General features: G+C 72.4%; 26 protein-coding genes and 3 tRNA genes. 13 read left to right on the plus strand and 16 right to left on the minus strand.

All coding sequences use genetic code 11. The features are described from left to right. The first annotated feature begins 50 nt into the window (after positions 1 to 50). Genes BAW75_RS28705 through BAW75_RS28720 form a run of 4 tightly spaced genes read left to right on the plus strand, consistent with a single transcriptional unit; the run spans position 51 to position 3,978 of the window. Positions 51 to 812: a DNA cytosine methyltransferase gene (locus BAW75_RS28705; RefSeq protein WP_208635335.1), complete on the plus strand. Its 762-nt coding sequence runs from the start codon at positions 51 to 53 to the stop codon at positions 810 to 812. Next, positions 809 to 2,524, plus strand: a complete 1,716-nt coding sequence (locus BAW75_RS28710) for a replication initiator (protein ID WP_104115604.1) — start codon at positions 809 to 811, stop codon at positions 2,522 to 2,524. Before BAW75_RS28705 ends, BAW75_RS28710 begins: the two co-directional genes overlap by 4 nt. A gap of 15 nt (positions 2,525 to 2,539) precedes the next feature. Further along, a complete protein-coding gene (locus BAW75_RS28715) occupies positions 2,540 to 2,746 on the plus strand; it encodes an excisionase family DNA-binding protein (protein ID WP_104115605.1) in 207 nt (68 codons plus the stop codon). Next, positions 2,746 to 3,978: a site-specific integrase gene (locus tag BAW75_RS28720; protein ID WP_104115606.1), complete on the plus strand. Its 1,233-nt coding sequence runs from the start codon at positions 2,746 to 2,748 to the stop codon at positions 3,976 to 3,978. The genes BAW75_RS28715 and BAW75_RS28720 overlap by 1 nt, the downstream gene beginning before the upstream one ends. A 76-nt stretch (positions 3,979 to 4,054) precedes the next feature. Here the strand turns inward: BAW75_RS28720 and BAW75_RS28725 are convergent. Then, positions 4,055 to 4,127 (minus strand) — tRNA-Arg (locus BAW75_RS28725). A gap of 35 nt (positions 4,128 to 4,162) precedes the next feature. Beyond that, positions 4,163 to 4,253 (minus strand) — tRNA-Ser (locus BAW75_RS28730). A 443-nt stretch (positions 4,254 to 4,696) separates the two neighbouring features. Between BAW75_RS28730 and BAW75_RS28735 the strand changes: the two genes are divergently transcribed. Continuing rightward, complete coding sequence (locus BAW75_RS28735) at positions 4,697 to 5,620, plus strand: hypothetical protein (protein WP_275937814.1); 924 nt, start codon at positions 4,697 to 4,699, stop codon at positions 5,618 to 5,620. Between the two features lie 91 nt (positions 5,621 to 5,711). Here the strand turns inward: BAW75_RS28735 and BAW75_RS28740 are convergent, their stop codons facing one another. After that, entirely contained in the window at positions 5,712 to 6,485 is a 774-nt protein-coding gene (locus BAW75_RS28740) for a CPBP family intramembrane glutamic endopeptidase (protein ID WP_030499361.1), read from the minus strand. A gap of 122 nt (positions 6,486 to 6,607) precedes the next feature. Here BAW75_RS28740 and BAW75_RS28745 point away from each other — a divergent pair, with 122 nt between their 5' ends. Beyond that, the gene (locus tag BAW75_RS28745) at positions 6,608 to 7,729 is read left to right on the plus strand and encodes a globin domain-containing protein (protein ID WP_104115608.1); all 1,122 of its coding nucleotides are present in this window, start codon (positions 6,608 to 6,610) and stop codon (positions 7,727 to 7,729) included. A gap of 67 nt (positions 7,730 to 7,796) precedes the next feature. On the opposite strand, the gene BAW75_RS28750 is transcribed toward BAW75_RS28745, so the two are convergent. Continuing rightward, a complete protein-coding gene (locus BAW75_RS28750; RefSeq protein WP_104115609.1) occupies positions 7,797 to 9,329 on the minus strand; it encodes a peptide deformylase in 1,533 nt (510 codons plus the stop codon). 320 nt (positions 9,330 to 9,649) lie between these two features. Between BAW75_RS28750 and BAW75_RS28755 the strand changes: the two genes are divergently transcribed. Next, the gene (locus BAW75_RS28755) at positions 9,650 to 10,432 is read left to right on the plus strand and encodes a hypothetical protein (protein ID WP_104115610.1); all 783 of its coding nucleotides are present in this window, start codon (positions 9,650 to 9,652) and stop codon (positions 10,430 to 10,432) included. Positions 10,433 to 10,436: 4 nt separating this feature from the next. On the opposite strand, the gene BAW75_RS28760 is transcribed toward BAW75_RS28755, so the two are convergent. Continuing rightward, a complete protein-coding gene (locus tag BAW75_RS28760) occupies positions 10,437 to 12,215 on the minus strand; it encodes a DUF6311 domain-containing protein (RefSeq protein ID WP_104115611.1) in 1,779 nt (592 codons plus the stop codon). A gap of 208 nt (positions 12,216 to 12,423) precedes the next feature. On the opposite strand from BAW75_RS28760, the gene BAW75_RS28765 reads away from it, so the two are divergent. Beyond that, positions 12,424 to 13,128, plus strand: coding sequence for a class I SAM-dependent methyltransferase (locus BAW75_RS28765; RefSeq protein WP_104115612.1), 705 nt, complete (start codon positions 12,424 to 12,426; stop codon positions 13,126 to 13,128). Positions 13,129 to 13,181: 53 nt separating this feature from the next. On the opposite strand, the gene BAW75_RS28770 is transcribed toward BAW75_RS28765, so the two are convergent. The 3 genes from BAW75_RS28770 to BAW75_RS28780 form a co-directional block, all read right to left on the minus strand. Further along, positions 13,182 to 13,715 (minus strand): YbhB/YbcL family Raf kinase inhibitor-like protein, encoded by a 534-nt coding sequence (locus tag BAW75_RS28770; RefSeq protein ID WP_043327783.1) that lies wholly within the window; start codon positions 13,713 to 13,715, stop codon positions 13,182 to 13,184. A 40-nt stretch (positions 13,716 to 13,755) separates the two neighbouring features. Beyond that, positions 13,756 to 14,445 carry a DNA alkylation repair protein gene (locus tag BAW75_RS28775; protein WP_104115613.1) on the minus strand — a complete coding sequence of 230 codons (690 nt, stop codon included), beginning with the start codon at positions 14,443 to 14,445 and terminating at the stop codon, positions 13,756 to 13,758. A gap of 313 nt (positions 14,446 to 14,758) precedes the next feature. Continuing rightward, a tRNA-Ser gene (locus BAW75_RS28780) sits at positions 14,759 to 14,845 on the minus strand. 95 nt (positions 14,846 to 14,940) lie between these two features. Here BAW75_RS28780 and BAW75_RS28785 point away from each other — a divergent pair. After that, a complete protein-coding gene (locus BAW75_RS28785) occupies positions 14,941 to 15,480 on the plus strand; it encodes an AAA family ATPase (protein ID WP_043327781.1) in 540 nt (179 codons plus the stop codon). Between the two features lie 9 nt (positions 15,481 to 15,489). Continuing rightward, on the plus strand, positions 15,490 to 16,464 hold the full coding sequence (locus BAW75_RS28790; protein WP_104115614.1) for an NAD(P)H-quinone oxidoreductase: 975 nt from the start codon (positions 15,490 to 15,492) through the stop codon (positions 16,462 to 16,464). 3 nt (positions 16,465 to 16,467) lie between these two features. Here the strand turns inward: BAW75_RS28790 and soxR are convergent, their stop codons facing one another. Beyond that, positions 16,468 to 16,920 carry a redox-sensitive transcriptional activator SoxR gene (soxR, locus tag BAW75_RS28795; RefSeq protein WP_030499370.1) on the minus strand — a complete coding sequence of 151 codons (453 nt, stop codon included), beginning with the start codon at positions 16,918 to 16,920 and terminating at the stop codon, positions 16,468 to 16,470. 46 nt (positions 16,921 to 16,966) lie between these two features. Between soxR and BAW75_RS28800 the strand changes: the two genes are divergently transcribed. Together BAW75_RS28800 and BAW75_RS28805 are read left to right on the plus strand one after the other, a co-directional pair. Beyond that, positions 16,967 to 17,650 carry a transketolase gene (locus BAW75_RS28800; RefSeq protein ID WP_104115615.1) on the plus strand — a complete coding sequence of 228 codons (684 nt, stop codon included), beginning with the start codon at positions 16,967 to 16,969 and terminating at the stop codon, positions 17,648 to 17,650. Between the two features lie 14 nt (positions 17,651 to 17,664). Further along, positions 17,665 to 18,540 carry a transketolase family protein gene (locus BAW75_RS28805; protein WP_167435632.1) on the plus strand — a complete coding sequence of 292 codons (876 nt, stop codon included), beginning with the start codon at positions 17,665 to 17,667 and terminating at the stop codon, positions 18,538 to 18,540. Positions 18,541 to 18,610: 70 nt separating this feature from the next. On the opposite strand, the gene BAW75_RS28810 is transcribed toward BAW75_RS28805, so the two are convergent. From BAW75_RS28810 to BAW75_RS28835, 6 genes are all read right to left on the minus strand, one after another. Further along, a complete protein-coding gene (locus tag BAW75_RS28810) occupies positions 18,611 to 19,321 on the minus strand; it encodes a glycosyltransferase family 2 protein (RefSeq protein ID WP_043327778.1) in 711 nt (236 codons plus the stop codon). A gap of 78 nt (positions 19,322 to 19,399) precedes the next feature. Next, positions 19,400 to 19,984, minus strand: coding sequence for a hypothetical protein (locus BAW75_RS28815; protein ID WP_104115617.1), 585 nt, complete (start codon positions 19,982 to 19,984; stop codon positions 19,400 to 19,402). Between the two features lie 59 nt (positions 19,985 to 20,043). Beyond that, entirely contained in the window at positions 20,044 to 21,450 is a 1,407-nt protein-coding gene (locus BAW75_RS28820) for a sensor histidine kinase (RefSeq protein WP_104115618.1), read from the minus strand. Then, positions 21,443 to 22,126, minus strand: coding sequence for a response regulator transcription factor (locus BAW75_RS28825; protein ID WP_104115619.1), 684 nt, complete (start codon positions 22,124 to 22,126; stop codon positions 21,443 to 21,445). The genes BAW75_RS28820 and BAW75_RS28825 overlap by 8 nt, the downstream gene beginning before the upstream one ends. Before the next feature lie 68 nt (positions 22,127 to 22,194). Next, the gene (locus BAW75_RS28830; RefSeq protein ID WP_064448114.1) at positions 22,195 to 22,707 is read right to left on the minus strand and encodes a hypothetical protein; all 513 of its coding nucleotides are present in this window, start codon (positions 22,705 to 22,707) and stop codon (positions 22,195 to 22,197) included. 108 nt (positions 22,708 to 22,815) lie between these two features. After that, on the minus strand, positions 22,816 to 23,988 hold the full coding sequence (locus tag BAW75_RS28835; RefSeq protein WP_043327774.1) for a thiolase family protein: 1,173 nt from the start codon (positions 23,986 to 23,988) through the stop codon (positions 22,816 to 22,818). Positions 23,989 to 24,087: 99 nt separating this feature from the next. Here BAW75_RS28835 and BAW75_RS28840 point away from each other — a divergent pair, with 99 nt between their 5' ends. Next, a complete protein-coding gene (locus BAW75_RS28840) occupies positions 24,088 to 24,522 on the plus strand; it encodes a PH domain-containing protein (protein ID WP_208635336.1) in 435 nt (144 codons plus the stop codon). A 3-nt stretch (positions 24,523 to 24,525) separates the two neighbouring features. On the opposite strand, the gene BAW75_RS28845 is transcribed toward BAW75_RS28840, so the two are convergent. Continuing rightward, positions 24,526 to 25,467 carry a rhomboid family intramembrane serine protease gene (locus BAW75_RS28845; protein ID WP_167435630.1) on the minus strand — a complete coding sequence of 314 codons (942 nt, stop codon included), beginning with the start codon at positions 25,465 to 25,467 and terminating at the stop codon, positions 24,526 to 24,528. Positions 25,468 to 25,471: the final 4 nt, after the last annotated feature.

Raw genomic sequence — 25,471 nt, forward strand, 5'->3', positions numbered from 1 at the left:
ACCCCTATTACCCCTGTTCAGGCTGTCTTGTTCGAGTTGGAGGTAGCGCCGTGAGTACGCCGCTGACCTACCTGTCGCTGTTCTCCGGAATCGGTGGCCTGGATCTCGGCCTCGACCGCGCCGGGATGACCTGCGTCGGTCAGATCGAGGCCGACCCGTTCTGCCGATCCGTGCTCGACCACCACTGGCCGGAGGTCCCCAAGCATGACGACGTCCGCACCGCCCCCACCTGGTGGCACTCCCGCCCCCGTCCCGCTGTTCGACTGGTCGCCGGCGGCTTCCCCTGCCAACCCTTCTCCGCCTACGGCCTACGCCGCGGCATCGCTGACACCCGTTGGGGCTGGCCCTGGTTCCGCGACGTGGTTCGCGCAGTACGACCCGACTACGTCCTCGTGGAGAACGTCGCAGCTCTGCTTCGCGATACCGACGCCTTCGGACGCCTGCTCGGTGACCTGGCCGAAGACGGGTTCGATGCGGACTGGACGGTGCTATCCGCGTGCGCCCTGGGTGCGCCACACACACGCGAACGCCTGTTCCTGGTGGCCCACACCCCGCGCCGTGATGGCCAACAACCGCTGCACCTACCGACCGCACTACCGACCCGACGCCCCAGCCCTGGAACAACGAGTAGCCCTACGCGGGCAGACCGGTGGCTACCTGAACCCGCCGTGGGTCGAGTGGCTCATGGGCTTCCCAAGCGGCTGGTTGCCTCCCACCTGCATGCCCTCGGCAACGCCGTCGTCCCCCAGGTCGCCGAAACGGTCGGCCGCCTGATCGTCGCCGCCGACACCACCCGGGAGGTGAGCCGATGACCACCCCGACTCTGCCCGGTCTCACCGCCGACCCGGTGACCGTTGCGGCTGAGCCCACACCGACGCCCGGCACCCGTGCGGCCCGTCTCGCGCTGCCGATGTCGCGGAAGATCGTCACGGAGATGGCCGCTGAGTACGGCGTCTGCCTGCACCCGGTCACCCTGCGCCGTACCGACCTGCACACCGGTCTGACCGAAGTCGTGGACCTGCCGTGCGGCTCGACCCGCGAGGACAAGTGCGAGCCGTGCGCGAAACGTGCTCGCCGGCTGCGGCAGACGCAGATCCGGGAAGGCTGGCACCGCGCCGACGAACCCGCGCCCGGCCCGAACCCGGCCACAGACGCGCAACGCGAGTTGATCCTGCTGCGGGCTCATCTGGAGTTCGCCCGCGATGAGGCCCAACGCGCGGCGCAGTTCGACCAGGTCCCCGCCATCGATGAGGCGATCGGGGAGGTCGAGGAAGCCATCGCCGCCGAAGGACTCCGCGGCGCCGTCGCACCCCCGCACGACTCCGACGACGACAACCACGGACGGCGCAAGCGCTCCACCCGCCGCCGCCAAGACGCCCCCGACCTGCCCCGCAAGAAGGTCGAACCGCGCACTGTGGGGAAGGTCTACACCGCACCCGACGGAACCGAACACCGGCCATCCATGTGGCTGTCCCTCACCCTCGACACCTACGGCCGGGTCCTACCCGACGGCACCCCCGTCAACCCCGACACCTACGACTACCGGCGAGCAGCGTGGGACGCGGTGCACTTCGCCCGGCTCCTAGACCGGTTCTGGCAGAACCTGCGGCGGTGCGTCGGCTGGAACGTCCAATACGCCGGTTGCGTCGAGCCCCAACGCAGGCTCGCCCCACACGCGCACTTCGCCATCCGCGGCACCATCCCGCGCGCGGTGCTGCGGCAGGTCGCCGCCGCCACCTACCACCAAGTCTGGTGGCCCGCTGCTGACGAACCCGTCTACACCCTCGACCGACCCCCGGTATGGGACGCCGACCGCGCCGAATGGGTCGACCCCGACAGCCGGGAACCGCTCCGCTCGTGGGCTGACGCCCTGGACGACATCGACACCGACCCCGACGCGCAACCCGCTCACGTCGTCCGCTTCGGCACCCAGGTCCACGCCGAAGGCGTCACCCCCGGCACCGTCCACGCCAACCGCACCATCGGCTACATCACCAAATACATCACCAAGAGCGCGGCCGACTGCCACAAGCCCGATACCGACCGGCAGCGGGACCACCTCGACCGGCTCTGGCACGAACTGCGGGTCACGCCGTGCAACGAGCGGTGCGCCAACTGGCTGCTCTACGGCATCCAGCCCAAGAAGGCACACGGACGCCTGCAAGCCGGACGCTGCAAAGGCAAAGTCCACCAACGCGCCACCCTCGGCATCGGCGGCCGACGCATCCTCGTCTCCCGCGACTGGTCCGGAAAAACCCTCGCCGACCACCGCGCCGACACCCGCGCCTGGGTCCGCAACCTCCTCGGCATCACCACCGACGCCACCCACGCCGACACCGTCGACCAGAACGACCCACCCGCCTACGCCTGGGAACTCGCCCGCCCCGACGACCCCGACCTACCACCCCTGCAACACCGACTCCTCAAAGCGCTGTCGCAACGTGCCCAGTGGAAGGCGGCACTCCTCGCGGCGAGAGACAGAGCGTCAACCGGTTCCGCCCCACCCGCCGAACAGACCGTCTGACGAAGAGAGGACACCATGAGCACCCGTTCCCAGCTCTTGGCCCCGAAGTGGTACTCGCCCGCTGAGGTCGCTGCCTTGCTCGGCTTCGGCCTGTCAAAGGTAAAGATGAAGATTGCCACCGGTGAGCTGCGCTCGGTGAAGGACGGCAAATACCGCCGGATCCTGCCGGAGTGGGTCGACGAGTACATCCGCGATCAGGTCGACCGGCAGGAGGCTGCCTGATGACGGGCCGTACTCGCGCCAACGGCGAAGGATCGATCTTCCCCTACCGCAACGGCTACGCCGCTTACGTCTGGGTCAACAAGCCGGACGGCAAGCGCGATCGTAAGTACGTCTACGGGCAGACCCGGGAGATCGTCCACGAGAAGTGGCTCAAGCTGCATCACCAGGCCAAGGCCGGTCCGGTGGCCACCCGCGTGCCGACCCTCGCCGGCTACCTCGGGTACTGGCTGGAAGAGATCGTGAAGCCGAATCTCGCGCCGGCTACCTACGTCTCGTACGAGGGGTTCACCCGTCTCTACATCGTGCCGGGCATCGGGACGAAGCGGCTCGACCGTTTGCAGGTCAAGGACGTCCAGACCTGGATCAACAAGGTGGCTCGGACGTGCCAGTGCTGTGCCCAGGGCAAGGACGCCGCCAGGCCGCCGGCCAAGCGACGCTGTTGCGCGCTCGGCGCCTGCTGCAACGCCGTCCCGTCCGACAACGCGGTCAAGGGGCTGCGGGCGACGCTGCGAGCCGCGCTCTCTCAGGCCGTGACCGAAGAGCTGGTCAGCAAGAACGTGGCGGCACTGGTCAAGCTGCGTGTCACCCGCAAGAGGGCGGGCACGGCGTGGGACAGCGAAGAGGCACGCCGGTTCCTGGAAGCGGCACGGGCTGACCAGGATCCGATGTACGCCGCCTGGGTGCTGCTGCTGGTGCTCGGGCTGCGCCGCGGGGAACTGCTCGGCCTCGGCTGGGACGACATCGACCAGGAGGCAGGCGAACTCGACGTCTCCTGGCAACTTCAGCGCGTCGGCGGGCAGCTCCTGCGCCGCGAGACCAAGACGGCGGAATCCGACGCCTCGATGCCGTTGCCCGAGATCTGCCGGACCGCCCTGGCCATCCGACGCGCGGAACAGGCGGCTGACCGGAAGGCTGCCGGTGAGGTGTGGCAGGAGTCGCCGCTGGTGTTCACTACCCGGTTCGGCACGCCGATCGAGCCGCGGAACTTCAACCGGGCCTGGGAAGCTCGGATCCGCCGCTACGGCCTGCGGGAGATTACTCCGCACGGCGCCCGACGGACCTGCGCGAGCATCTTGGCCGATCTCGACGTGCATCCACGGGTGGCGATGCAGATCCTGCGGCACGCTGATTTCAAGGTCACGATGGAGATCTACACCCGGGTCAGCTCGAAGCAGACTCGTGAGGCGTTGAAGCGCTTGGGCGACCGGATGAACGGCACGGAATCGGCATGACCGCTGCTGTACTTTGCTGCTGTACCGCACGAGAAAGGGGCCGTCTCGGTTTCCCGAAACGGCCCCTGACCTGCTGTGCGCCCGAAGGGACTCGAACCCCTAACCTTCTGATCCGTAGTCAGATGCTCTATCCGTTGAGCTACGGGCGCTTGTGCTCGGCCAGTCTACACAACCGGCTTTCGCGCGGAGACTCCGGGATTCGAACCCGGGAGGGGCTTTAAGACCCCAACCGCATTAGCAGTGCGGCGCCATAGACCAGACTAGGCGAAGTCTCCCTGGTGACCCTGAGGTCACCGCGCCCGAGGATACAGGCCTGCACCCGCCCGGGGCAAAGCGGATGCCGGGACCGGCCCTCACGACCGCGTTTCCGTCGTGTGCCAGATCACGTCCACGGCTACGCTCCATCGATATGCAGGAGCAGCCGCCGAGCGATCCGCCCCGTCGCGAGCCTGCCGCGAAGGCCCGGCGGACCCGCTCCACCCGACCCACGTTCAGCCCGCCGCCCACGCCGGAGCCTCCCGCCGGGAGCGCGACGAGCGACACACCGCCACCCCGGCGTCCGCGCCGGGCCGCGCCGACCGTCGTCTTCCAGCCGCCGGCGGCCGACGCCGCAGCGCCGGCGCGGCGACCACGCCCGGCCGCCGAGCCTTCGACAATCGATCCGGGTACGCCTGCCGCCGCGCAGCCCGACCCCGTGCCCGCCGAGCCGGACGTGAGTATGCCTTCCCCCGAGCCGGCCGCGCGATCACGCCGTCCGGCCGAGGAGTCGGTGCCGACCGAGCCGTCGAGCGAGGACGAGACGCCGAAGCGGACCCGCCGTGCGCCCGCCGCGAAGAAGGCGACCCCGAAGAAGGCCGCCCCGATCAAGGCCGCTCCCGCGGTCAAGAAGGCCACCCGGAAGGCGACCCTCCCGAAGCAGGCCGCCCTGGACCCGCCGGTAGAAGCGCAGCCGCACGACAAGACCGAGAACCTGCCGGCCACCGTCGACGGCCGGCACGCTGCGCGTACCCAGGAAAGGGGCTGGCGGGCGGTGGGGCCGCAGCTGCGCGACCACCCCGGGTTCGCGCCGGAGCTGCTGGCGCTGGCGGCGGTGGACGCGCTCGGGCCGCGCGCCCGGGACTGGGTGGCGCAGGTGCGGCGGGCCTACCCGGAGGCGGACGCCGACGGGGTGGCCCGGCTGGCGACGCGGCGGTTCGTCCGGATGGCCGGTACGGGTGGGGCGCTGGCGGCCGGCGCCGGCATGTTCGCGCCGGTCGCGGAGCTGGCAGCGGTGCTGTGGACGCAGGCGAACCTGGTGCTGCACGTGGCCGCCGCGTACGGGCGGGATCCGGCGCATCCGGATCGGGCGGCCGAGCTGCTGGTGCTGACGTTGGTGCACCCGGACGACGGCACCGCCCGGGCGGCGCTGGCGGCGGCTCGCGCGGCCGACGAGCCGGCGGACGGGCCGTGGGGGCGGGTGGCGGAGGCGGCGTGGCGGCTGGCGACGCCGGTGGCGGCGCAGGCGGGCGGGTGGCTCGGGCTGCGGCTGGCCGCCCGGCGCCTGCCGGGTGCGGCGGCGTTGGCGGCGGCGATCGGCGGTACGGCGACGGCCGAGCGGGTGGCCGCGCGGGCGGTCGCCCGGTACCGGCCCGGCCGTACCTGATCGACGCCGGTTCGGCGAGGTGGCGGGGTCCGTCGGGCCGCGACACCGCTACCTCGCCGACCCGGCGAAGCCATCAGGCCGGCAGCCGGGATCAGAGCCAGTCGAACCAGGACTTGGGCAGCATCGCGTACCCGACGAACGCGAAGATGTCGAGCAGCGTGTGCGCGACGATCAGCGGGGCGACCCGGCGGGTGCGCAGGTAGAACAGCCCGAAGATCACACCCATGACGGCGTTGCCGACGAACGCGCCGAAGCCCTGGTAGAGGTGGTAGGAGCCGCGCAGCAGCGCGCTCGTGGCGAGCACCGCGCCGATCCGCCAGTTGAGCTGCCGCAGCCGGGTGATCAGGTAGCCGACCACGATCACCTCCTCCAGCACGGCGTTCTGCACGGCGGCGAGGATCAGCACCGGCACCGTCCACCAGAGGTCGGGCAGCGCGGCCGGGACCAGGGTGGCGTTGAGGCCGAGCTGCGCCGCCGCCCAGAACAGCGCCAGCCCGGGCAGGCCGATGAGCGCGGTCAGGCCCGCGCCCCGGGCCAGGTCCGAGCCGGGCCGCCGGAAGTCGACGCCGAGCGTCCGTGCCGGGTCGCCGGGGTCGCGCGCCAGCAGGTGTACGGCGAGCAGCACCGGCAGCAGCGCGAAGACGATCCCGAGCAGCTGGTACGTCAGGTCGAGGTAGGGCCGGGCCGACGCTGAGGTGTTCAGCGCGGCGGTCTGCTTGGACAGCCCACCGGTCGCGGTGAGCTTCGCGATCAGCGACACCAGCGCGTACACGGCCGACTGGCCGAGGGACAGACCGAGCACGAGCAGCGTCTCGGTGCCCAGCATCCGGCGGGAGACCGGGCGGGCCAGCTCGTCAACCGTCACCGGACCATGAAATCACTTCGGCGTCCCGACCCGGCGATCGCACAGTCTGTGCGACCGACGTACACGCTCCGTGGAGATTCTATGGCTGCCGATCCGCCCGTACGGAGAAGGAGCGTGCCCCTGTGGAGAACTTCGCGCGGCTGCTGAAGGAGAGCTGGGCCCTGGTCGAGGAGGACCGGGAGCGGCTCAGCGGTCACTTCTACGCCCGGCTGTTCCTCCTCGACCCGGAGCTGCGCAAGCTCTTCCCGGTGCAGATGAACGGGCAGGGCGACCGGATCCTGGAGGCCATCGTCACCGCCACCCAGACCGTGGGCGACCCGGAGAGCTTCGACGAGTACCTGCGGGCGCTGGGCCGGGACCACCGGAAGTACCACGTGACGGCCGAGCACTACGCGACCATGGGTGTCGCGCTGCTGGACGCGCTGCGCAGCACCGCCGGGGACGGCTGGAACCTGGAGTACGACCAGGCGTGGCGGGAGGCGTACGCGAGCATCAGCGCGCGGATGCTGGCCGGCGCGGAGGCCGACGGCAACCCGCCGTACTGGCACGCCGAGGTGCTCACCCACGAGCGGCACGGCCCGGACACGGCGGTGCTGACCGTACGCGCGCTCCAGCACCCGCTGCCCTGGCAGGCGGGGCAGTACGTCAGCGTGGAGGTGCCCCGCTACCACCCGCGGGTGTGGCGGACGTACTCGGTGGCGAACGCGCCGAACGAGGAGAACGTGCTGGAGTTCCACGTGCGTACGCCGCCCGGCGCGGCCGGCTGGGTGTCCGGGGCGCTGGTGCGCCGCACCAAGCCGGGTGACCTGCTGCGGGTGGCCGCGCCGATGGGCTCGATGACGCTTGATCCGGAGTCCACCCGGGACGTCCTCTGCGTGGCCGGCGGGGTCGGGCTGGCGCCGATCAAGGCGCTGGTGGAGGAGCTGACCCGGGTCAACCGCACCCGCTGGGTGCACGTCTTCTACGGCGCGCGCCGCCCGGACGAGCTGTACGGGCTGGCCGGCCTGGAGGACCTGGTCGCGACCCACCCGTGGTTGTCGGTGACGCCGTCGTGCAGCGAGGACCCGGGCTTCGGTGGCGAACTCGGTGACGTGTCCGAGGTGGTCACCCGGTACGGGCCGTGGACCACGCACGACTGTTACGTCTCCGGCTCGGCCGCGATGGTCCGGGCCACCCTGCGGGCGCTCGCCGCCGACGACGTCCCGCCGGACCACATCCGGTACGACACGTTCGGCAACCTCTGAACCTTGCTCCCCCCGAGCCGGGTCGCGTGCCCCCGCCCCCTGGGGCACGCGACCCGGCCCCCCCGTTTCAGTAGCGCCAGGGGGTGCCGGTCTCGCGGTACTCCTCCACCGGCACGAGCGGCACGCCGGGCGCCATCCGGTCGACGTAGAGCCGCCCGTCCAGGTGGTCGATCTCGTGCGCGACCAGCCGCGCCATCGCGTACTCGAACGAGGTGATCACCCGGCTGCCGTCCCAGAGCGCGTGTTCCACGTCGATCCGCAGCGGCCGGGGCACCAGGCCGCGGTGGTCGAAGAAGGAGAGGCACCCCTCGTACTGCTCGTCGGTCTCGGCGGCGGTGTCCACGACGCGCGGGTTGAGCAGCACCACCGGTTCGGCCGCGCGGGCGGCGGGCCGGACCAGCGCGGCGGACCAGCCGATGCCGAGCTGGGGCGCGGCGAGGCCGACGCCCTTGCTGAACGGGTGCAGCTCGTCCAGCCGGGCCAGCATCGCGGCGAGCCGGTCGATGACCTGCCGGGCGTGCCGTTCCTCGGCCGGCAGGTCGAACTGGCGGGCCGGCTGCCGCAGCAGGTCGTCGCCGCGCTGCACGATGCCCACGGCACGCATCCGGTCGCTGGCCCGAACCCGGGCGCCGCCGGTGGGCGCGCTGTCCGGCTCGGCGTCCGCCTGCGGGCTGCGGAACCGCCACTGCATCCGGTAGCGGGCGTTGAGCGGCGGGTCGTCGGTCCCCCAGTCGAAGATCACCCGGTCGCCGTCGGAGGCACGCTGGATCGGCGTACGCAGCGGTCCTTCCTCGGCCGACAGCGAGGTCTCCGCGCCCCACACCTTGGGGTCGAGGTCCGCGGGCAGGTCGAGCCGCACCGCCAGGTGCCGGGTGGGCAGGCGTACGGCCCGCTGGAACCAGGGGCCCCACTTGTCCTGGCCGACGCGGTACGCGTACTCGATGGTGACCCGGTCGCCCGGGTAGAGCGGGAAGCGTCCCTCGTCGTTCTCGAAGAGCAGCCAGATCTCCTTGAACGCGTCCCGGTCGTGCTTGGCCCGCCAGTGCATCGGCTCGCGTCCGTTGCCGTCGTCCCGGTACGCGGTCAGTTGCAGCTCGGCGAAGGTGAGCGGGTGTTCCCGGTGGTGCCGGTTGGAGCGGCCCGGGTCGTTCGGGTAGCGGTCGACGGCGACCCGGACCAGGTAGCGGGTGACCGGTTCGGTGCCCGCGTTGTACAGCTCCCGCCGGATCGCGCAGTGGTAGCCGTCGCCGATGTGGGTGAGCGTGGCCACCTCGCGCTCGACCACGAGGCCGGTGCCGGGCGGCAGCCACTGCCCGGGGACCGGCGGGTCGCGGTGCGCTCCGCCGGCGCGGCCGTGCCGCAGCTCGTCGTACTCCCGGAAGCGCTGCCAGATCGCGCCGCTGGCCTCCAGGACGGCCTCGGCGCGGCGGGCGAAGTCCTCGGTGGGCCGGTGCCGGCGCCCTTCGACGTGGCTGACGTAGGACGGGTCGAAGCCCATCAGCGTCGCCAACTGCTTCTTGGACAGCCCTCGGCCGGTCCGGTGCCGGGCAAGTTCCGCCGCGAACGAGTCCGCGGCACGCTCGATCGGTGAGGTCGTCATCAGCTTCCTCGTGGCGGGAAGCCCATTTTCACGTTGGGTGGCCGAACGTGTACGGAAACTGCCTCGTATTCGACATACACCTTGACATCTGAACGGAGCGCATCGATCCTTACACCGTGCGTCGCCGTTTCCGGCGGCGTTTTTCGTCTTCCGGGCCGGGTAGTACGCGACCGGCGCCGGAGTGACCGGGACCTCCCCGCGACACCGCGACGTCACTTCCCCTCCCGCCGAGGGAGTGGTTAGGCTAGCCTTAGCTTCGGTCGACGGCACGCGCCGGCCGACAGGGCGACCAGACAGGGGACGGCCAGGTGACTGCGGTGATGCCGGGGCGCGACGCCGCCACCCCGTTCGCCCCGGTGACCGCGACCCTGCGCGCCATGTTCGGCACCGACGACCTGCCCGGGCTCGCGCCCGGCCTGCTGGTCCGCGACGAGCTGGACCGCTGGTCCCCGGCCGCCCGGCTGATCGACGGCACGCTGCTTCCCGAGTTCCTGACCCGCGCCGGCCGCCGCTGGGGCGGCACCCCGCACGCCTGTGCCGCGCTCGCGTGGAAGTCCTACAGCTACTGGACGGCGCTCCCAGCGGTGCTCGGCTGGGCGTCGGCCCGGCGGGTGCCGCTGCTCGACCCGGCCGACGCCCTCGTGCACTTCGAGGACCACCACCAGCTGCTCACGCTGGGGCTGCGCGCGTCCACCCCGGTGGCGGTGCTGCCCGGTGACCCGCTGGCGCTGGCCGGCGCGCCGGGTGTGGTCGTGGTGCCGGACGAGGCCGCGCTGCTCGGCGCGCTGCGCGCGTCCCTGCTCGACGCGCACTTCGCCCCGCTGATCGCCGCCATCCAGGGCGAGGTGCGGATCGGCACCCGTACGCTGCTCGGCTCGGTGGCCTCCGGCATCGCGCACGGCATCCTGCGCGCGGCGGACGCGCTGCCCGGCTCGTCCGTGGCGACCGTCGGCACGCTGCTCGGCGCGCTCGACCTGAACGACCTGGTCGAACTGGTGCCGGGCCCGGCCGGCGAGCCGACAGTGCAGCGGCGCACCTGCTGCCTGGCGTTCACGCTGCCCCGGCCCAAGGTGTGCCAGGGCTGCTGCGTCCGCCAGGGCTGACCGCTCAGTCGGCCAGCGGCCGGACGTCCCACAACCACACCCCGCCGGTACGGGTGGGCGTGATCCCGCTCAGCTCCGTCATCGCCCGGCGCAGCGCGTCGGCCTGCGGCAGCCGGGGGTCGAGGATCACCGCGCCGGCCCGCCAGTAGCGCAGGTCGTCGACGGCGGCCACCCGATCCTGCGGCGTGATCGGCGGAACCGCGTCGGTGCGCCGTACCGTCTCGAAGAACGTGCTGGTGGGACGCGGCGGCGCGGTGAACAGCGCGATCCGGTCCCCGCCGGGGCGGGTGTCCGGATAGAGGAAGTAGCCGCGGGCCAGCGGCATGTCCAGCCGGGTCTCGGCGGACCAGCGCAGCGGAACCGCGTACGTGGTGTCGGGCAGCGGCAGCGTGACGATGCTGCGTCCGTCGGCGACGTAGGGGCGCCAGGCGCCGGAGGTGACGAACGCCGGGGTCGGTTCGAGGCGCTTGGCCGGCAGCGGGGTGGGCAGGAGCGGCAGCAGCGCCATCGCGAGCACGGTGACGGTGGCGAACCGGATCTGCCCGCGTGCGTCCGGATGCCGGGCGGCCAGCCGGCGGACCCGCTCGGCGCCGAGCGCGAGCAGCACGCCGATGATCGGAGTGAGCGCGAGCGACCAGCGGGTGGGCACCACCGAGTGCAGGACCGGCAGGTTCTCCAGCGCGGCCCACGGGCCGGGGATGCCGGTGTCGCGTCCGTCGTAGCGGATCTCCCGGCCGAGCGAGAAGAGCGCGAACACGAGGCCGACCGCGGCCAGGCCGAGCACCACCGCGTTGCGGCGCATCCACCAGACCAGCGCGGCCACCAGGATCACCAGCGGCCAGCCGAAGAACGCGTTCTCCTCGGTGGCGTTCTTGACCAGCGGTTCACTGCCCCGGGCGTCACCGGCCACCGACTCCCGGGACCAGGCGACGTACGCGGCGAGGTCGGTGGAGTAGCCCCGGATCAGCGTGGAGAGCCCGCTGTACGCGCCGGGACCGAAGAACTGGACCCAGAGCGGGTACGCGAGCAGCGCCCCGGCGACCACCGCGGCCACGGCGACTCCGGCGGCGAACGGGCGGGCCGCCGAGCGCAGCGGGGGACGGCCGAGTACGAGCGCCAGCACCACCACGCCGAGGCCGATGGCGGTCATCAGCAGGATCTCCAGGTTGAGGAACGCCTGCCAGACGATCACCAGGGCGAGCAGTACGCCGTTGCGCAGCCACCGGCCGGGTTCGGCCAGGCGCAGCGTGCGCCAGATGATCAGCGGCACCACGAACTGGCTGACGATGTTGGGGTGCGAGTTGGCGTGCGAGATCATCGCCGGCGCGAACGCGCAGAAGGCGGCGCCCAGCCAGGCCGGACCGCGAGACCGCACGACAACTCGGGAGAGAAGGAAATACCAGGACACGCCGGTGGCGGCGAGCCCGAGAGTGAGGAAAATCAGGAATGACCAGCGCGGACCGGCCCAGAGCGTGATCGGGGTCAGTGGCAATGAAACGGATAATACGGACGTATTAGCCATGAGATTGACGACATCCGGCACATTCATCCGGTCCGAGGTGAACGGATAGGCAAAATCAGTGACGACGCGCGCACCATGCGCCATCATCCATTCGAATTGCGCCTGATCTGTCCGATTGTCCCGGATCCCGTTGCGGGGGTCGACCCACAACCGGGCGGTGACCCAGAGCGCGAGCAGCACGAAGCTGAGCACGGCGAGCACATCGATCCGCCTGCCGTGCCCCGTTTTCGCCGGGTCCGCCGCTGATTCCGGAGTAGTCATGACATTTCAGAGCGTAGTCAGGGTATGACCGGCAGGTGCAATGTTCCGCAGACTCACGTACTATGTGCCGAGTTCGCCGACCGCCGATCAGGCACCCCTCCGCATCACAATTCGGCCCCCCTCCGTCCCCCGATTTCCCCCTCAGCCATCCAGATGGTTGACTCTGACGGTCCAGGCGCGGGTCAGTCATATCGTGAGGAATCGACGCATGGCAGAAATCACTGGGGACCAGCGCGTCCAGTCCGAGGTGCTCGAAGGCCTCGCGACCGCTGTCAACCACCGGCAGTGGTTCGTCGAGCTGGCGGTGCCCTACCTCGGTGACAACCCGATCGAAATCGGCAGCGGCCTGGGCGACTACGCCTCCGCGTGGGCCGAGCAGGTGCCCCGGATCACCGCCACCGAGGCGGACCCGACGCGGCTGGTCCAGCTCAAGGAGCGGCTGGCCGACCACCCGGGCGTCGAGGTCCGGCAGATGCTGCTCCCGCACCACGAGCGTGGCGACTACAGCGCGGCCGTCTCGTACAACGTGCTGGAGCACATCGACGACCACGTGGGCGCGCTGCGCAGCATGCGCGACCTGGTCCGCCCCGGCGGCGCGGTGGTCATCATCGTGCCGGCGTTCCAGTTCGCCATGAGCCCCGCCGACATCGCCACCGGCCACGTCCGCCGCTACACCAAGAAGACGCTCGCCGCGGCCATGACCGAGGCCGGCCTCACCGTGGAGCGGATCCACTACGCCAACGCGCTCGGCCTGATCGGCTACTTCATGGCCACCAAGGTCTTCCGGCTGATGCCGAAGGAGGGCCCGATGGTGAAGGTGTACGACACGCTCGTGCTCCCCGTCACCAAGGCCGCCGAGCAGCGCGTCCGCCCGCCGTTCGGCCAGTCCGTCTTCGCTGTCGCCCGCGTGTAAGGAAGGGCCCCTTGTTAACAGACGTCTGTTAACAAGGGGCCCTTCCTTACACCTCACTCCTTGATCTGGTACGTCGGGCGGATGACCGCCCGGGCCAGGGTGTGGAACGCCAGGTTGAAGCCGACGAAGGCCGGGCTCGCCCCGGCGGGAATGTCGAGGCGGTCCACGTCCACGGCGTGCACCGCGAACACGTACCGGTGCGGGCGGTCCCCGGCGGGCGGCGCGGCGCCGCCGTAGCCGGTCTCGCCGTAGTCGTTGCGGACGCTGAACGCGCCGCCCAGGTCGCCCTCGTCAACGCCGCTGGGCAGCTCGGTGACGGACGCGGGCACGTTCACCAGCACCCAGTGCCAGAAGCCGCTGCCGGTCGGGGCGTCCGGGTCGAAGCACGTGACCACGAAGCTCTTGGTCTCGGCCGGGAAGCCCGACCAGGACAGCTGCGGGGAGACGTTCTCGCCGCCGGTGCTGCCGTGCGCGTACCGCGCGTCCATCGGCTCGCCGTTGTGCACGTCCTCGCTCGTCAGGTCGAACGACGGCACCGTCGGCAACAGCTCGTACGGGTCCGGGGCGATCGGTCGTTCCAGGGTCATCGAAACGGTCCTTCCGGGTACGCGAATGTCCTGCGCCCCTTCATACCCCGTTGTCCGGGCCGCCGTGCTGTCGGCGCACCATCTCGTTGATCCAGACCGGCGCGTACGGCGACGTGCAGCCCGGCGGCGTGGGGTAGTCCTTGAGCACCCCGAGCCGCTCGCCGATGCCGATCGCGCGTTCCCGGTACACCGGATGTTCGATCCCGATCTGCGCGAGGCAGTGGTTCATCGCCCACTGGAGGCGCTCCGGCGCGCCGGCCATCTGCGCCTCGATCTCGTCGAGCAGACCGGCCAGGTCCAGCCCGTCCGGATTGCGCGCCACCCGCTCGGTGGTCAGCGCCCAGCCGGCGCTCGCCACCACCGGATCGGGATCGGCCGACCAGGCCAGGCGCAGCGGCTCCGCGTGCGGGCTCTTCTTCACCACGTAGTTGACGAGCCAGTCGTGCACCTTCGGCGTACGCGCCTCGCGCAGCATCGCGTCCAGCTCGTCCCGCCCGTACGCCTTCGGCCGGCAGATCAGCAGCGCCAACAGCCGCGCCGCGCTGTCGCCGGTCGCCCACAGCTCCCGCGCGAGGTCCTGCTGCGTCTTCAGCCGCTTCGCGACCGCCCGCAGCTTGCCCAGGTTGACCCCGTGGTCGTCGCCGTGCCGCTCGTTGACCGCGCGGATCTTCGGATCGTCGAGCGCGGCCAGCTCGGCCGTCACCTCGGCCACCGTCGTCGTCTCCGCCACCAGGCCCTCCCGCCGTATCCGTGTCCCGCAGCCTACGGCCGCGCCCGGCGCTCCCGCTGTTCCGCCGCCCCGCCGGTCAGCGTCGTCCCGTCTCATCGCGTTCCCCCGATTCCGGCAACTCGCGCGGTATCAGGCACATCCGGTGCGGCCGAGACTCGCCGTGGGGGTCGCCGAAGAAGAGAGCACTCAAGACGCTTATGACTCTCAGTCATATTTGTGACCGAGAGTCATAAGCCGCAGAGGCGGTGGTTACTTCCGGGGCGACACGCCGATATGTCCGCACGCGGCCGAGGCGAGGCGAGGCGGGAGTGGGCGGAGGGTGTGGGATTCGAACCCACGAAGACATCGCTGCCTTACCGGTTTTCAAGACCAGCGCCATCGGCCACTAGGCGAACCCTCCCGGCACGCCCCCGAGGGGTGCGCGACGGGGACCAGTCTGCCACGAACCCCGTACCGGGCAAGCCGCCGTCCCACCTCCGTTGCGAGAATGTGTGCGTGTGGGAGAGTCCGGCAGTGGTGCTGATCAGCGGAATCATGGCCGCAGGCAAGTCCACAGTGGCCGAAGGGCTGGCCCGGCGGCTGCCCCGCTCGGTGCACCTGCGCGGCGACGTGTTCCGCCGCGTGATCGTCAACGGGCGGGCCGACATGACCGCCGAGCCGAGCGACGAGGCGCTGCGGCAGCTCCGGCTGCGCTACGACCTGGCCGCCTCGACCGCCGACCGGTACGCAGCGGCGGGCTTCACCGTCGTACTCCAGGATGTGGTCCTCGGCGCGGACCTGCCGGCCATGGTCGGCCGGATCCGGCACCGGCCGCTCGCCGTGGTGGTGCTCGCGCCCCGCGCCGAGGTGGTCGCGGCCCGCGAGCGGGACCGGCCCAAGACCGGGTACGGGGACTGGCCGGTGGCGGACCTGGACGCCGGGTTCCGGGCCGACACGCCCCGGATCGGGCTCTGGCTGGACACGTCCGACCAGACGCCGGACGAGACGGTGGCCGAGATCCTCGCCCGCGCGTGGACCGACGGGCAGATCGGGTAAGACTGAGTCATGCGCGCGATCACGATCACGGAACCCGGCGGACCCGAGGCGCTCGTCTGGACCCACGTGCCGGACCCGGAGCCCGGCCCCGGCGAGGTGGTCGTGGAGGTGCGGGCCAGCGCGGTGAACCGGGCCGACCTGTTGCAGCGGCAGGGGCACTACCCGCCGCCGCCGGGCGCGTCCGCGTACCCCGGTCTGGAATGTTCGGGGACGGTGCGGGCGCTCGGTCCCGGCGTGACCGGCTGGTCGGTGGGTCAGGAGGTCTGCGCGCTGCTCGCCGGCGGCGGCTACGCCGAGCAGGTCGCGGTGCCGGCCGGGCAGTTGCTGCCGGTGCCGGCCGGGGTGGAGCTGGTCGACGCGGCGGCGCTGCCGGAGGTGGCCTGCACGGTCTGGTCGAACGTGGTGGACCTGGCCCGGCTGGCCGAGGGTGACACGCTGCTGGTGCACGGCGGCGGCAGCGGGATCGGCACGTTCGCGATCCAGCTCGGCGTGGCGCTCGGCGCGACAGTGGTGGTGACCGCCCGCTCGGCGAAGCACGACCGGCTGCGGGAGCTGGGCGCCGCGCACACGATCGACTACCGCGAGCAGGACTTCGTGGACGAGGTACGCCGGGTCACCGACGGCCGGGGCGCGGACGTGATCCTGGACATCATGGGCGCGTCCTACCTGCCCCGGAACGTGGCGGCGCTGGCGACCGGCGGGCGGCTCGTGGTGATCGGCATGCAGGGCGGCCGCAAGGGCGAACTCGACCTGGGGATGCTGCTGGCGAAGCGGGCGGCGGTGCACGCGACAGCGCTGCGGTCCCGTCCGGACGAGCAGAAGGCGGCGATCGTCCGGGGCGTACGCGATCAGGTGTGGCCGCTGGTGGAGGCGGGCCGGGTCCGGCCGGTGGTGCACGCCCGGGTGGACATGGCCGACGCCGACGCCGCGCACCGCCTGGTCGAGACCAACGACCACCTGGGCAAGGTGCTGCTGGTCCGGTGACGGTCAGCCCTGGCCGGGGCGCGGGAGCATGAGACGCGGGCCGGGGCCCTCGTCGGCGAGCGAGTCGCCGGGGTTGTAGAGCGTGCAGCGCTGCAACGACAGGCAGCCGCAGCCGATGCACCCGTCCAGGTCGTCGCGGAGCTTGCCGAGCAGCCGGATCCGCTCGTCCAGCCGGTCCCGCCAGGCGCGGGACAGCGCGGCCCAGTCGTCGGGCGTGGGGGTACGCCCCGACGGCAGCGAGTCGAGCGCCGCGCGGATCTCCTCCAGCGAGACACCTACCTGCTGGGAGATCCGGATGAACGCGACCCGGCGCAGCTCGGTGCGGGCATAGCGGCGCTGGTTCCCGCCGGTGCGGGCGGCGTGGATCAGGCCGAGCCGCTCGTAGTAGCGCAGCGCCGAGGGGGCGACGCCACTGCGGTCGGCGAGCTGCCCGATGGTCAGTGTTGCTTCGTGCATCACACGGCCTTGAGTTGAAGTTCGCTTCAAGTCCGAGGCTATCGGTATGACGACGACCACCGCCACCGAGCTGGGCGCGCTGCTGGACCGGGTGCGCGCCGGCCGCGAGTTCGGCGCCAACGTGTACTCGACGCTGGACGTGCTCCAGGTGCTCTACGACCGGGTGCTCCGGATCACCCCGGCCACCGTGGACGACCCGGACCGGGACCGCTTCCTGCTCTCCAAGGGGCACGCGGTCGCCGGCTACTACGCGCTGCTCGCCGCCCGCGGCTTCGTACCGCCCGAGTGGCTGGACGACCAGGGCGGCCCGGCGAGCCGCCTCGGCGACCACCCGGACCGCACGCTCGTGCCGGGCGTCGAGATCGGTTCCGGTTCGCTCGGCCACGGCCTCGGGCTGGGCGTGGGCACCGCGCTCGGGCTGCGGGCCCAGGGCCGCACCGAACCCCGGGTGTACGTGCTGCTCGGCGACGCCGAACTGGACGAGGGCTCCAACCACGAGGCGATCGCGTACGCGGGCGCGACCGGGCTGGGCAACCTGACCGCGATCGTGCTGGACAACCGCTCGGCCACGTACGGCTGGCCGGGTGGTGCGGCGAGCCGGTTCACGGTTAACGGGTGGAGCGCCGCCACCGTCGACGGGCGCGACCACGACGCCCTGCACGCCGCCCTCACCGGGCACGACGATCACCGGCCGCACGTCGTCGTCGCGGTCGTCACGGACGGAGAGTGAGCATGAGCAGCACCATGCGGGACGCGTTCGTCACCAGCACCGAGGAGGTGCTCGCCGATCCGCGTACGACAGTCGTGCTCGCCGACATCTCCGCCGCCGCGTTCGAGCCGGCCGCCGCCCGGTACCCGGACCGGGTGATCAACGTCGGAATCCGGGAGCAGTTGATGGTCGGGGTCGCCGGTGGGCTGGCGCTGACCGGGCAGCGGCCGATCGTGCACAGCTACGCCCCGTTCCTGGTCGAGCGGGCGTACGAGCAGATCAAGCTGGACCTCGACCACCAGGGCGTCGGCGCGGTGCTCGTCGGCATCGGCGGCTCGTACGACCGGGCGGAGGCGGGACGCACCCACCTCGGTCCGGCCGACGTGGCGCTGATCGACACGCTCCACGGCTGGACCGTGCACGTGCCGGGGCACCCGGACGAGGTCCGGCCGCTGCTGCGCGACGTCGTGTGCGGGCAGGACTCGGCGTACCTGCGGTTGTCGATCCGGGCCAACGCGCGGGCGTACCCGGAGGCGGGTGACCTGCGGGTGGTGCGCGACGCCGGGCCGGGCGCGGCGCTGCTGGTGGCGGTCGGGCCGGTGCTGGACGCGGCGCTGGCCGCGACCGCCGACCGGTCGGTGACCGTGGCCTACACCCACCGGCCGCGCCCGTTCGACACGGCCGGGCTGCGGGCGCTGGCCGGAACCGAGGTGATGGTGGTCGAGCCGTACCTGGCGGGCACCTCGGCGCGGGTGGTGTCGGAGGCGCTGGCCGACCGGCCGCACCGGCTGCTGTCGCTGGGGGTGGGTCGCGAGGACCTGCGCCGCTACGGCAGCGCCGAGGACCACGAACGCTGGCACGGCCTGGACGCCGCCGGGCTGCGCCGCTCGGTGGACACGTTCCTCGGCTGAGCGCCCCGGACACGACGCAACCCCGCGGCCTCGGCTCGGGCCGGGATCGCGGGGTTGCGGCGGTGCTGGCTCAGTGCGCGGCGGCGGGAGTGGCCGGGCGGCGGCGGGCGCGCTCGCGGGCCAGGATCCAGATCGCCTCGACGCCGTCCTTCCAGGTGATCTTCTTGCCCTCCTCGCGGCCCCGCGCGCGGTAGCTGATCGGCACCTCGTAGGGGCGAATGCGCTGGCGGAGCAGCTTGCCGGTGACCTCCGCCTCCATGCCGAAGCCCCGGGAGCGGACCTGCAGCGAGCGGTACAGCTCCAGCGGCATCAGCTTGAAGCAGGTCTCCAGGTCGCCGATGTAGGAGTTGTAGAGCACGTTCGCGGCGAGCGTGACGCCCTTGTTGCCCATCACGTACCAGAAGCTGTACGAGCTGTGGCTGCCGAAGGTCCGATTGCCGTAGACGACTGTCGCCCGACCGTCGAGCACCGGCTCCAGCAGACGCGGGATGTCCTGCGGGTCGTACTCGAGGTCTGCGTCGAGGATGACCATGTACTCGCCCTCGGCGCTGTCGACGGCGGTCTTGATGGCCGCGCCCTTGCCGGCGTTGCGCTGGTGGGTGATCACCCGGAGGCGCGCGTCGTCGACCCGGCCCAGAATCTCGCCGGTGCCGTCCCGGCTGCCGTCGTCCACGACGACAAGCTCGATCTCGCACGGGTAGTCGACCGCCAATGCCTGCTTGAGGGCATCCGCGATACGTTCTTCCTCGTTGTAGACCGGCATGAGGATCGAGAGCTTCACGGATTCTCCACGGAGGCGATGTCGGGTCGGGGCATAGCGTAGCCTGGCACATTGCTTCCGTCACGACAGCCCAGGCACCTATTCCTGGCGAATCGGCACCACCACGAGCCGGGCCACGTTCCCGCCGTCGTCCTTCGCTCCGGCCACCGCGACAGTCGTGCCGATCTTGATGTCGTTCGATCGGATCGCGGTCCGGCGCTCGACCACCCGCAGTTTGTCGCCGAACGTCCAGGTCGCTGTGAAACCGTCGGTGGATTTCACGGTCATCGACCGTTCGTCGATCGCGGTCACCTCGCCGCGCTGGACCGCCACCGTCCTGGTGCCGCCGTCCCTGGTCCGCACCACCGCCTCGCCGTGCAGCGTGTTGCGCCGCAGCAGCACCCGGGCCCGGTGGCGCTTGTTCCCCTCCGCCCGCTCGCCCTTGCCGTCCGGCCCGGCCTGCGGCGTACCGGTGGACGCCGGCGCGGCTACCGGTTCCACGTCCAGGTCACCGGCGTCGAGGCCGAGCGCGGCGAGCGCCTGGCCCTCCGCGCCCATGGCGGCGCTCACCTCGACCGCCCGGTCGGGTTCCGCGCCGGGCCGGCTCGCGCCGCACCCGGCGAGTCCGAGCGCGGCGGCGGCGAGCAGCGCGGTGGCGCCGGTGACGATTCGCTGACGTGCCATCTGTGGTCCTTTCCTCGCGGTGACGACCCCGAGCGTTCCGCACCGACACGAGGGAACGGTCAAGCCGATGTTCGAGCCCGGTAAGGATCCGGGGGCACCACGACGGTGAAGGCGGCCCCGCCCTCCTTGGCGTGCCCGGCGGTGATGTCGCCGCCGAGCCGGCGGACCAGCCCGGCGGCCAGCGCCAGGCCCAGACCGCTGCCCACCTTGCGCACCCCCCGGTACCGCTGGTGCAGCGCGCCCCGCTCGAACGCCACGTCCAGGTCGTCGTCGGTGAGGCCGGGTCCGCCGTCCCGGACCTCCAGCGTCCCACCGCCCGCCGGACCGGCGGCCCGGACCGCGAGCACCACCGGCGCCCCCGGCGGTACGACCCGCAGCGCGTTCTCCAGCAGCCCGTCCACCACCTGCCGGATCCGGCCCGGATCGGTGTACGCCGGCACCGGCGCGTCCGGCGTCTCCAGCCGGAACGGCACCCCGAGCGCCGCACACCGGCCGGACCAGGCGCGCTCCGCGTCGGCGGCGAGCCGGGTCAGGTCGACCGGCACCGGTTCCAGCGGGAAGTCGACCGCCTCCAACCGGGCCAGCGCCAGCAGGTCGCGGACCAGCCGGTCCAGGTGTTCGGCCTCGGCGAGCACGGTCCGGCCGGTCGCCGGAACCGCGTCGGCCTCGATCACCCCGTCGGCCAGCGCCTCGGCGTAGCCACGGATCGCGGTCAGCGGGGTCCGCAACTCGTGCGAGACGGAGAGCAGGAACTCGCGCTGCCGACCCTCGCTCGTGGCCAGCGCGGCGGCGAGGCCGTTGAGCGCGTACGCCAGGTCGGCCACCTCGTCGGGTGGCTCGACCGGCACCCGGACCGTCCGGTCCCCGGCCCGGAGCCGCGCGGCGGCGGTGGCGGCGGTACGGATCGGCCGGGCCAGCCGGCGGGCGAGCAGCAGTCCGGCGGCCGCCCCGGCGGCGAGTCCGGCGAGCAGCGGCAACCAGAGTCCGCGCAGCACCTGCCGCCACGGCGCTGCGCTCCGGGCGCGGGTCAGCACCACCCCGTCCCCGCCGGGCAGCGCCCGCGCCTCGACCAGCCGGCGTTCCCCGTCGACCAGCCGCCGGCCGGAGACGTTGTCGCCGCCGGCCACCCGTGTCACGAGCGGTCGGGGCAGGCCCGGCCGGTCGGCCTGCCCGTCCCGGATCAGGTACACCTCAATCTGCTGCTGACCCAGTTGGCGGATGAGCCGGTCCCCGGCGCCGTCGCGCTGGCGTACCGCCCGCACCCGGAGCACGTCGGCGGCGAGCCGGGCCTGGGCGGCCAGCGCCTCCTGGTCCCGGCGCTCCGCGCCGCGTACCGCCAGGGGCACCGCCACCAGCGCGGTGACGAGCACCGACACGAGCGCCACCGCGCAGGTGGCCACTACCGCGCGGGCGGTGAGCGTCCGCCCGGGGCGGCGCGGCATCGGTCCGGCCGGCTGCTCAGGCATCGGCGGCGTACCCGACGCCCCGGTGGGTGCGGATCACGCTGTCCGGGCCGAGTTTGGCCCGGACCTGCGCCACGTGCACGTCGACGGTCCGGGTGCCGGCGTGCGCCGCGTACCCCCACACGCCGGCCAGCAGTTCCTCCCTGGTGAACACCCGGCCCGGACGGGCCATCAGGTGCGCGAGCAGGTCGAACTCGGTGGAGGTGAGCTGCACCGGCGTACCGGCGGCGGTCACCGTGCGGCGGGCCGGGTCGAGCGTGACGGCGCCGAGCGTGCGGGGCTGCTCGGCGGGCACGCCGGACGTGCGGCGCAGCACCGCCCGCAGCCGGGCGAGCAGCTCGCGCGGGCTGAACGGCTTGGTGACGTAGTCGTCGGCGCCCAGTTCCAGCCCGACGACGCGGTCCACCTCGTCGTCCCGGGCGGTGAGGAAGATGACCGGCGTCCAGTCGCCGGCCGCGCGCAGCCGGCGGCAGATCTCGGTGCCGGCCAGGCCGGGCAGCGCGATGTCGAGCACGCAGGCCACCGGGCGCAGCCGCCGTGCGGCGGCCAGCCCGGCCTCGCCGTCACGTTCCAGGTGTACGCCGAACCCGTCCCGGGTCAGGTAGAGCCGGACCAGGTCGGCGATGGCGGGCTCGTCCTCCACCACGAGGACGAGCCCGGGCGGGGCGGCGGTGGTCACCGGCCCATGATGACCGACGGTCGACCGCCCGGCCGGTCAGGAAATGTTCGGATCCGGTAAGGAGAGTGTCAGCGGGCCGGCGCCGGCCGGAGCACTGTGGGCCGGGCGCTCGCCGGCGGCTCGCCGATCGTGGCGACGACCCGCTCGGCCGGAGCCCGCAGCCGGGTACGGAAGGCGTGGTTGAGCAGCGTGTCGAGCTGCCACACCTGCTTCGGGTGGTGGGTACGGATGACGAAACGCTCCCGCGCCCCGTCGATGGCGGTCGCTGCCAGCTCCACGCTGTGCGCGCGGGGGTCGGGGCTCCACGTCACGTTGCTCAGCTCGCGCAGCTCCGTGTTGAGGTGCAGGCGCAGCCGGTGCAGCACGCGGGTCTGCCGGGTGACCACCAGGCGGCGGTGGGTGAGCAGCATCAGGTAGTCGCCGCCGACCGGGTCGTCCGGGCGGCTGCACCGGGTGACCAGGATGGTGGCGTCGCCGGAGCCGACGCACCGGCGGAACACCGGCATGTGCCGGGTGACGGTCTGGGTCGCCAGGCCGGTCTCGGCGGCGGCCGGAAGGAACGTTCGCGAGAACACGTCCATGCCCGGTCCAACGACGCGATGACCAGGGGTGATATGGGTCACGCCCGATTTCTGGAACTTCCACACGTGCAAGTCGCACCTGAGGTGCGACACCGGCGGCCGGTCGGCTCAGAGCAGCTCGACGATGGTGGCGTTGGCCATCCCGCCGCCCTCGCACATGGTCTGCAGGCCGTAGCGGATGCCGTTGTCCCGCATGTGCTGGAGCATCGTGGTCATGATCCGCGCGCCGGACCCGCCGAGCGGGTGACCGAGCGCGATCGCCCCGCCCCGGGGGTTGAGCCGCTCCGGGTCCGCCTCCGTCTCGGCCAGCCAGGCCAGCGGCACCGGGGCGAACGCCTCGTTCACCTCGTACACGCCGATCTCCTCGATGCCCAGCCCCGCGCGGCGCAGCGCCTTCGCGGTGGCCGGGATGGGCGCGGTGAGCATGGTGACCGGGTCGTCGGCGGCGACCACTGCGGTGTGCACCCGGGCCAGCGGGCGCAGGCCGTGCCGGCTGGCCCACTCGGCGGTGGTGACCGCGAGCGCGGCGGCGCCGTCGGAGATCTGCGACGCGGAACCGGCGGTGACCACGCCGTCGGCGCGGAACGGGGTGGCCAGCTCGCCCAGCTTGGCCAGCGAGGTGTCACGGCGGATGCCCTCGTCGGCGGAGAACTTGCCGCCGTCGGCGAGCGCCACCGGCGCCAGCTCGGCCTCGAACGCGCCCGCGTCCTGCGCGGCTGCCGCCTTCTCGTGGCTGGCCAGCGCGAACTCGTCCAGCTGGGTACGCGAGAAGCGCCACCGCTGGGCGATCAGCTCGGCCCCGACGCCCTGGTTGAACGGCAGCGGAGAATCCGCCGCGACGCCCTCGACACCCCGGTAGCGCTCCAGGATCGCCGCGCTGAACGGCATCCCGCCGGCAACGCTGGACCCCATCGGCACCCGGGTCATCGACTCGACGCCACCGGCCACCACCAGGTCGGCCTGGCCGGAGAGAACAGTCGCGGCGGCGAAGTGCAGCGCCTGCTGGCTCGACCCGCACTGGCGGTCGAGCGTGGTGCCCGGGACCGACTCCGGCCAGCCGGCGGCCAGCACCGCGTTGCGGGCCACGTTCCAGGACTGCTCGCCGACCTGCGACACACAGCCCCAGATCACGTCGTCGACCAGACCGGGGTCGATGCCGGTGCGCTCGGCGAGCGCACGCAGCACGTGCGCCGAGAGGTCGACCGGGTGCACTCCGGCGAGGCTGCCCTTGCGCCGCCCGACCGGGGTTCGTACCGCGCCGACGATGACCGCGTCACTCATGTCTACTCCCGGGTAACCTCGCTTGCCCCGATAGTACGTGCTGACCGGACCGGCCGTCCTCCCCCGGCGTGCGGACGGCACGGCTGGCATGCTGGTCGGATGGATCCACAGTCGCCACCGGTCCGGCAGTGGCGGGTGCCCCGGGAGGCGCCGGTGCTCAAGGCGCTCGGCGCGCTCGCGCTGCTGGCCCTGGGGCTGCTCTTCGCCGGCGGTGACCCGGTCCGCCCGGGGCTGGCCGGGCTGGCCGCGGCCGGCCTGCTCGTCTGGGCGCTGCGCGACGTGGTCGCGCCGGTCCGCCTCGCCGTCGACAGGGACGGGCTGACGGTGCTGCGGGGGTTCGCCGGGCGACGCCGGCTGCCGTGGGACTCGGTCGAGGCGATCCGCCTGGAGCGGCGCGCCCGGCGCGGAATCACCGCCGAGACGCTGGAGATCGACGCCGGGGAGTCGCTGCACCTGTTCGGCCGCCGCGACCTGGACGCGCCGCTGGACGAGGTGGCGGCGGCGCTGGACGAGGCCCGCCCCGCCGCGGGCTGAGGCTCAGCCGAGCAGGGCGGCGGTACGGACCAGGGTCAGGCCGATCATCGCGACCAGCACGATCGCGCAGCCCGCCACCTGGAACGCGGTCCGGCGTGACCGGGGGGCGTACGCCAGGATCAGCGACACCACCGCGCCGGCCGCCAGACCGCCGAGGTGCCCGGCCACCGAGATGCTCGGCACGGTGAACGTGAAGATCAGGTTGATCACCAGGATCGGGACGATCGCCGAGGTGTCCCGGCCCAGCCGCCGCATGATCACGAAGATGGCGGCGAAGAGGCCGAAGACGGCGGTCGAGGCACCGGCCGTGAAGCGGTTCGGCTCGGTGAAGACGTACGCCGCGACGTTGCCGCCGAGCCCGGCGAGCAGGTAGAGCGCCAGGAAGCGCAGCGGCCCGAGCACCGCCTCCAGCGTCCGGCCGAGCACCCAGAGCGCCCACATGTTCAGCAGCAGGTGCAGCACGCCGTAGTGCAGGAACATGGCGGTGACCAGCCGGTACCACTCGCCGTCGGCCACCCCGCCGATGTGCCCGTCGGGGAAGCGCGCCAGGCCGAGCACCGAACCCCATTCGGTGAGCGGGGTCCCGCTGCCCATCAGGCCGCCGAGGCCACCGCCGGCCACCGCGTTGCCGCTGCGGGCCGAGGCGATGGAGAGCAGCATCATCAGCACGTTCAGCGCGATCAGCGCCTTCGTGACGTTGCCCTGGCGGCCGGCGGCACCGCCACCGAAGGCGGTACGCGCCGGCCGCACGCTGCGGCGTCCCTCGGCGACACACTCCGGGCACTGGTGGCCGACGGAGGCGTCCCGCATGCACTCGGTGCAGATCGGCCGGTCGCATCGAGAGCAGCGGATGTACGTCTCCCGGCCGGGGTGCCGGTAGCAGACCGGAGTGGTCGGCACCGGGTCCCCGGTGGTGTCGCCGGGCTGGCCGGAGCGCTCAGTCATGCGA

The organism is Micromonospora chalcea, from assembly GCF_002926165.1.
Classification (GTDB): domain Bacteria; phylum Actinomycetota; class Actinomycetes; order Mycobacteriales; family Micromonosporaceae; genus Micromonospora; species Micromonospora chalcea.